Source organism: Microbacterium sp. Bi128, assembly GCF_918698205.1.
Map to the genome: position 1 here is coordinate 23,432 of NZ_CAKKMM010000012.1, position 6,783 is coordinate 30,214.

The 6,783-nt window shown below is 70.9% G+C and carries 6 protein-coding genes; 3 read left to right on the forward strand and 3 right to left on the reverse strand.

Features of this window, described 5'->3' with window-relative positions:
* Positions 1–96 precede the first annotated feature (96 nt).
* Positions 97–1,464 (reverse strand): glucose-6-phosphate dehydrogenase, encoded by a 1,368-nt coding sequence (locus LQV45_RS02255; protein ID WP_230005549.1) that lies wholly within the window; start codon positions 1,462–1,464, stop codon positions 97–99.
* Positions 1,465–1,566: 102 nt separating this feature from the next.
* Here LQV45_RS02255 and LQV45_RS02260 point away from each other — a divergent pair, with 102 nt between their 5' ends.
* From LQV45_RS02260 to LQV45_RS02270, 3 genes are all read left to right on the forward strand, one after another.
* Positions 1,567–3,348, forward strand: coding sequence for a glycoside hydrolase family 15 protein (locus tag LQV45_RS02260; protein ID WP_230005550.1), 1,782 nt, complete (start codon positions 1,567–1,569; stop codon positions 3,346–3,348).
* A gap of 100 nt (positions 3,349–3,448) precedes the next feature.
* Positions 3,449–3,829, forward strand: coding sequence for a VOC family protein (locus LQV45_RS02265; protein WP_230005551.1), 381 nt, complete (start codon positions 3,449–3,451; stop codon positions 3,827–3,829).
* Positions 3,830–3,883: 54 nt separating this feature from the next.
* Positions 3,884–4,603, forward strand: coding sequence for a hypothetical protein (locus LQV45_RS02270; protein ID WP_230005552.1), 720 nt, complete (start codon positions 3,884–3,886; stop codon positions 4,601–4,603).
* A gap of 74 nt (positions 4,604–4,677) precedes the next feature.
* Here the strand turns inward: LQV45_RS02270 and LQV45_RS02275 are convergent, their stop codons facing one another.
* Complete coding sequence (locus LQV45_RS02275; RefSeq protein ID WP_230005553.1) at positions 4,678–5,799, reverse strand: ABC transporter permease; 1,122 nt, start codon at positions 5,797–5,799, stop codon at positions 4,678–4,680.
* Positions 5,796–6,680, reverse strand: a complete 885-nt coding sequence (locus LQV45_RS02280; RefSeq protein ID WP_230005554.1) for an ABC transporter ATP-binding protein — start codon at positions 6,678–6,680, stop codon at positions 5,796–5,798. The genes LQV45_RS02275 and LQV45_RS02280 overlap by 4 nt, the downstream gene beginning before the upstream one ends.
* Positions 6,681–6,783 lie beyond the last annotated feature (103 nt).

A 6,783-nucleotide genomic window follows, 5' to 3' on the forward strand; every position in this document is an offset into this window, starting at 1 on the left:
ATGAGAACGAAGCCGGGGCGTCGTTGACCCGTCCCATCGAACGCCGATGCAGCCGCCGGTGTTCCCGTATGACGGAGAAAGTCAGCCTCCCCGTCGTCACAGTCCCCAGGATGCCGGCCCCGCCGTCCCCGCGGGATACTCGTCGAGCGGCACCTCACTGGCTCGCCACGCGTCGATGACCGGCTGGACGATGCGCCAGCACTGCTCGGCGGCGTCACCTCGCACGGCGAGCATCGCGTCTCCGTCCAGGATGCCGGAGAGCACTTCGCCGTACGCCTTGAGGCCGCCCTCGCCCAGGTCGGCCGCGAGGGTGACGCGTTCGAGTTCGAGCGGGTCGTCGGCGCCGTTGACATTGAGGCCGAGGCTCATCGTGTCGGGGCCGAGCGAGAACGTCAGCACCGAGGGAGAGTCCTCGCCGGTGAAGCCGCTGGGAAGGTGTCGTACCGGCTTGAACGTGACGGTCACAGCGGGATCTCCCGCGTCGGAACCGAGCGCTTTGCCCGAGCGGAGCACGATCGGGACGCCCTGCCAGCGGGCCGTGCGCACCTCGACGGTCATCTCGGCCAGCGTCTCGGTCTGCCGCGCCGGGTCGACGCCGGGCTCGTCGGCGTACGAGGTGAAGTGCCGCTCGCCGATCGTGCCCGCGGTGTAGCGCGCGCGACGGGAGTTCTTCACGGCATCGTCGTCCCACACGTGAGTGGCGCGCAGCACCGTGGAAGTGGCATCCCGCAGGTCGCGCTGATCGAGCGAGGACGGCGGTTCCATCGTCACGAAGGCCATGACCTGCAGGAGGTGGCTCTGGATCATGTCGACCAGCGCACCCGCATGGTCGTAGTAGCCGGCGCGGCCCTCGAGTCCGAGCTTCTCGGGGAAGTCCACCGTGATCGCGGCGATGTCGTCGGCCGACCAGACGCTCTCGATGAGGCGGTTGGCGAAGCGGATGCCGAGGAGATTCAGCACGGTCGAACGGCCGAGGAAGTGGTCGATGCGGAACACCTGCTCTTCGGGCACGAGCTTGGCCACCTGCAGGTTCAGCGCGTGGGCGCTGGCCTCGTCGGTGCCGAAGGGCTTTTCGAGCGCGAGGATCGTTCCCGCGGGGATCGTCACGTCGGCGAGGGCGACGCAGGCCTTCTCGGCGACGGCGGGCGGGACCGCGAAGTACAGCGCGGGCCGTCCCTCGGCGGCATCCAGGAGCTTCTGCAGGTCGGCGGCCTTCGTGATGTCGGCCTGACTGTAGGTGGTCTCGGCGACCATCGCGAACGCCGCCTCCGAGTCGGTCGTCGCGAAGGAGGTCCGCACCACCTCGCGCCAGTGGTCGTCGGTCCAGTCCTCCATGCCGGCGCCGTGCAGACGCACCGAGCGGCCCGGCTCGCGCGTCAGCAGCTGCCCGAGGGCGGGCAGCAGGAGCCGCGAGGTGAGGTCGCCCGAAGCGCCCAGGATGATGAGGGTGGTGTCCGCCGGCATGGGGCCACCGTAGCGCTCTCCCCCGACCTCCAGTGGTCGCTTGCAGCGGTTGCAGGGATACCACTAGCGCGATGTGGGGCCGCGCCTGTCACAATCACGAGGGTGACCACCCCGATCGAGGACTACGCCGTCCTCAGCAACTGCCGCTCCGCCGCCCTGGTGTCCGCCGAGGGGAGCGTCGACTGGTTGTGCCTGCCGCGCTACGACAGCGGCTCGATGTTCGGCGCGCTGCTGGGCGACGAGTCGCACGGGGCATGGTCGCTGCGCCCGACCGACCCGGATGCCGTGGCCACGCGCCGCTACGACGATGGCACCTTCGTCCTCATCACGCGCTGGGAGACCGCGACCGGGGTCGCCGAGGTGCACGATGCCATGCCGATCGACGAGGGGGTCGAGGCGCTCGTGCGCCGTGTCGTCGGGATCTCGGGCGGGATGGACTTCGTCAGCGAGGTGCGATTCCGGTTCGACTACGCCCGCGCCATCCCGTGGGTACGGCAGATCGGCCACGCGCACGACCACGCGATCCTCGCCGTCGCCGGTCCCGATTCGGTCGTGCTGCGCGGTCCGCGCCTGATCGCCGTCGACACCGCGCACCGCGCCCTGTGGACGACCGTGGCGGGGGAGTCCGTCGATTCGGTGCTCTCCTGGGGGCCGTCATGGCAGCAGCCGCCCGCGGCGATCGATGTGGATGCCACCCTCAAGCGCACCACCGAGTGGTGGGCCGAATGGGCGGGACGGGTCGAAGCCGCCGGCGAGCACGCCGATCTCGTCACGCGCTCCCTGCTCGTGCTGCGCGCGCTGACGCACTCCGAGACCGGGGGCATCGTGGCGGCGGCGACGACGTCGCTTCCCGAGGCGTTCGGGGGAGAGCGCAACTGGGACTACCGCTACGTCTGGCTGCGCGACGCGGCTCTCACCCTGAGCGCCTACATCGACCACGGCTACCTCGAAGCGGCGCATCGGTGGCGCACCTGGTTGCTGCGGGCGATCGCCGGCGATCCCGCCGATGTGCAGATCATGTACGGCATCGCGGGCGAGCGCGACCTGCCCGAGCGGGAGATCACGAGCCTGCCCGGGTACGACGGCGCGCGCCCGGTCCGCATCGGGAACGGGGCGGTCGACCAGTATCAGGCGGACGTCATCGGCGAGGTGATGGTCGCCCTCGAGGCGGCGCGAGACGCCGGTGTCGAGGAGACGACGTTCTCGTGGTCGCTGCAGCGTGCGCTCCTCGACCAGCTGGTGGACTGGTTCGACCGCCCCGACAACGGCATCTGGGAGATGCGCGGCGACCCCCACTTCTTCACGCATTCGCGCGCGATGGTGTGGGCGGCGCTGGACCGTGGCATCCGCGCCGTCGAACGGGACGGTCTGGACGGCGAGGTCGACACGTGGCGCGCGCTGCGCGACCGTGCCCGGGCCGACATCGATTCCCGTGGTGTGCACGCGGACGGCTGGTTCACCCAGCATTTCGACACCGACGAGGTCGACGCGTCGCTCCTGATCCTGCCCCAGGTGGGATTCTGCGCCTACGACGATCCGCGCATGCTCGCCACCGTCGCACGGATGGAGCAGACCCTCATGCCCGACGGCTGGCTGCTGCGCTACCGCACGACCGGCGTCGACGGTCTCGCCGGTGACGAACATCCCTTCCTCGCGTGCTCGTTCTGGCTCGTGCGGCAATACACGCACAGCGGTCGGCGCGCCGACGCGGTCGCCCTCATGCGGCGGCTGACGGCCGTGGCGAACGACGTGGGACTGCTGTCCGAGGAGTACGACCCGGGCAGCGGTCGCCAGGCGGGCAACACCCCCCAGGCGCTTTCCCACCTCGCCCTGGTGGGGGCCGCCGACGCCCTGGGGGTGACGGAGCCGCCGACCGTCGGGTGACCCGCGTCGGGCCCTCGACGCGCTTGCCGTCAGCGACTTCCGCCCCTCATCCCCGAGAGCGTCACGGCCTACGTGGCGCGATGAACGAAGGAGAACGACGATGTTCCACCCCGACGGCGCCTATTCCGGATTCGCGGTCGACGACCTCGACGCCGCCCACCGCTTCTACGCCAAGACCCTCGGGCTGCGGGTCGAGGTGCTCGACGGCTCCGGCTTCCTGACCCTGCACCTGGGCTCGGGAGGGCGGGTGCTCGTGTACGGCAAGCCCCACCATCAGCCGGCGTCGTTCACGGTGCTGAACTTCCCCGTGGCCGACGTCGAGGCGGCGGTCGACGACCTCCGCGAGCGGGGCGTCGAGACCAAGATCTACGACGACGCGGACTTCCCCACCGACTCGCGCGGGATCATGCGCGAGGGCGGCCCGCTCATCGCGTGGTTCCGCGATCCCGCGGGCAACGTCCTGGCCGTCCTCGAGGAGTGACGGCCGCACGAAGACACCGGCGCCGACGCGGCCCGCCGCCCCTAGAGTCGAGGCATGACCGACGATGACGTCGAGCTGAACCACCTGCGCGCCCGCGTGTACGGCGAGACCGGGACTCCCGCGACACCGGCCGAGATGGCGCGACTGGCCGCCCTCGAGGACACCGCCCGGGTGCAGCGCGCCCCCGCGCCGACACCCTCGGTCGGGTCCGACGCCCCACCCGACGCCGCCGTGCCCGACGCAGCCGCGCCGGATGAGACCGCAGACGAGGTGACGGATGCCACGGCCCGCCGCCCCCGCGCGCTCGCGGTGATCGCCGGGTTGACCGCCGCGGGCGTCATGCTCGGCGCGGGCTACGCCGCGGGCGTGGCGGCCCCCGCTTTCGTCGGCGTCTCGCCGTCGCCGTCGCCGACCCCCTCGGTGCGCTACCCCGAACTGGCGTTCCCGCAGACCGACGACGACGTGATCTCGGCGAGCATCATCGAGGACAGCGGCATCGACCCCGCGAGTACGCGCTACATCGCGGTCATGCGCGGCTTCCGCGTCTTCCTCGCTCAGCGGCAGCGCGGCGAGGGCGTGTGCGTCGTGACCTTCACGGTCGCCGATGGCGAGCCCTGGGCCGCGGGCTGCACCACCGGAGGCCCGTTCGACGACGGCGCGGTGTTCGGCATCGACCAGCATCTGAGCATCGCGCTCGGCGACGCTTCCCGCATGTCGATCGACGGGACGCCGGTGCGGCTCTCCGAATCGGTGACGGCGTTCGTCGCCGAGTGAGCCCCCGTGAACACGGGAGAGGGGCGGATGCCAGAAGCCGTGGCATCCACCCCTCGAGACCGGGCCCGAGCCGATCAGCCCCGCAGCGCCTCTGCCAGCTTGACGCGGGCCCCCATGCGCAGCAGGGAGTTCTGGTAGATCCGAGCGGCGACCGCGATGGCCGCGACGCACGAGGCGATCAGGACGAGCAGCGACAGCACGGGCTCCCACCACTGCGCGTCGCCGAGGTACATCCGCAGCGGCATCCCCACCGGTGCCGAGAACGGCACGTACGACATGATCGTGAGCACGACGGGGTTGTCGTTGAAGAAGATCACCAGGAAGTACGGCGCCATGATCAGCATCGTGATGGGTGTCGTCGTCGCCCCGATGTCCTCCTGGCGCGACACCATCGCCGCCGCCGCCGCGAACAGCGAGGCCAGCAGCACGAATCCGAACAGGAAGAAGATCGCGAACCACGCGATCGGTGCGCCGAGGGCGCTGAGCACCCCCACCTGATCCGTCACCGCGAGACCGACCACCGCGACGGCGGCGAGCAGCACGATCTGCGCCATCGCCAGAATCGTGTTGCCGAGCACCTTTCCCGCGAGGAGAGCCCGCACCGGGATGGCCGAGATCAGGATCTCGACGACCCGCGTCTGCTTCTCTTCGACGACACTCTGGGCGATCGTGCCGCCGAACGTGCTCGCGGCGATGAGGAACACGAGGCCGAACCCGAGGGCGATGAGGTACCGCAGCGCGTCGGCCGCGCCGGCACCCGGCTCGAGCGATTGCACCTCGGGCGTCTCGCTCAGCATCTGCAGCAGCGTGCCCGGGACGCCGTCCTTCACCACGACGGTGTAATCGAACGCGGGGTTCGACGATCCCGACACCAGGGCGGCATCCACCGTCCCGTCCTCGACGAGGCCGCGGGCGGCGTCGTCGGAGTCCGCGACGGTCACGTCGATGCCGTCCATCCCCGAGAGCGCGGACTGGGTCTGACTCGTCACCGCGACCGGGATGCCGCTGCCGCCCGCGTCGCGCGCGGCGAAACCGCCCCACAGCACCGAGGCGAGGGCGGCGACGACGAGGATCGCCGTCGAGATCACGAACGCCTTGCTGCGCAGCTTCGAGCCGATCTCGCGTTCGGCCACCAGCCACACGCTCTGCAGTTCGCTCGGCGCCCGGTCGGCCCGGGGTCGGTTGACGGTGCTCACTGGATGACCTCCTTGAAGATGTCCGCGAGGGTCGGACGCTGCGGCGCGAAGCCGGCGACGTCGCCGCGGGCGACCGCGGCCCGCAGGACTCCCTGCGCGGCCTCGTCGTCGGCGGCGTCGAACACGGCGTACCCGCCGTCGAAGTCGAGGACGGTGATGCCCGGCTGCTCCCGCAGCCACCCGGCGTCGCCGCCGGACAGCAGCTCGTAGCGGTGCGTGGCGTGCTCGGCGCGGAGCGCGTCGCGGCTTCCAGCGGCGCGGATCGTGCCCCCGGCGATGATGACGAGGTCGTCGCACAGGCGCTCGACGACGTCGAGCTGGTGCGATGAGAACAGCACGGCGGCGCCCGTGGCCGCCTTCTCCTGCAGGACCGCCGCCACGACGTCGACGGCGAGGGGGTCGAGCCCCGAGAACGGCTCGTCGAGGATCAGCACGTCGGGGTCGTGCACGAGCGAGGCGGCGATCTGCGCGCGCTGCTGGTTTCCCAACGACAGCGTCTCGACCAGATCGCCCAGGCGCTCGCCGAGGCCGAGGCGTTCCAGCAGCGCCGTGGCCTTGGCGGTGGCCTCGGCCTTGCCGAAACCGTGCAGTCGAGCCAAGTATGCGATGTGCTCGGCGACCTTCATCTTCGGATACAGGCCGCGTTCCTCGGGCATGTAGCCGAACCGGCGGCGGTCGGCCGCGGTGAGCGCCGCGCCGTCGATCGCGACGGTGCCCGCATCCTTGCCGAGAACGCCCAGCGCGATGCGCATGGTCGTGGTCTTGCCCGCGCCGTTGCCGCCGACGAATCCGGTCAGCCGGCCGGGTACCACGGTGAAGCTGACGTCGTCGAGCACTCGGCGTCCGCCGTAGCTCTTGGTGATGCCGTTCAGTTCGAGCACGGTCCACCCCTCTCTGGTGATGGCATCCACGCTACGGACGGCGGCGTGGCGGGGTATCCGCCCGGGGGTGGGTTCTCGTCCTCCGTCGTGAGGGGGAGGACGG

Coding starts and splice junctions, on each gene's coding strand:
- LQV45_RS02255 (WP_230005549.1), bottom strand. CDS start 1,464: ATGCCGGCGGACACCACCCTCATCATCCTGGGCGCTTCGGGCGACCTC.
- LQV45_RS02265 (WP_230005551.1), top strand. CDS start 3,449: ATGTTCCACCCCGACGGCGCCTATTCCGGATTCGCGGTCGACGACCTC.
- LQV45_RS02270 (WP_230005552.1), top strand. CDS start 3,884: ATGACCGACGATGACGTCGAGCTGAACCACCTGCGCGCCCGCGTGTAC.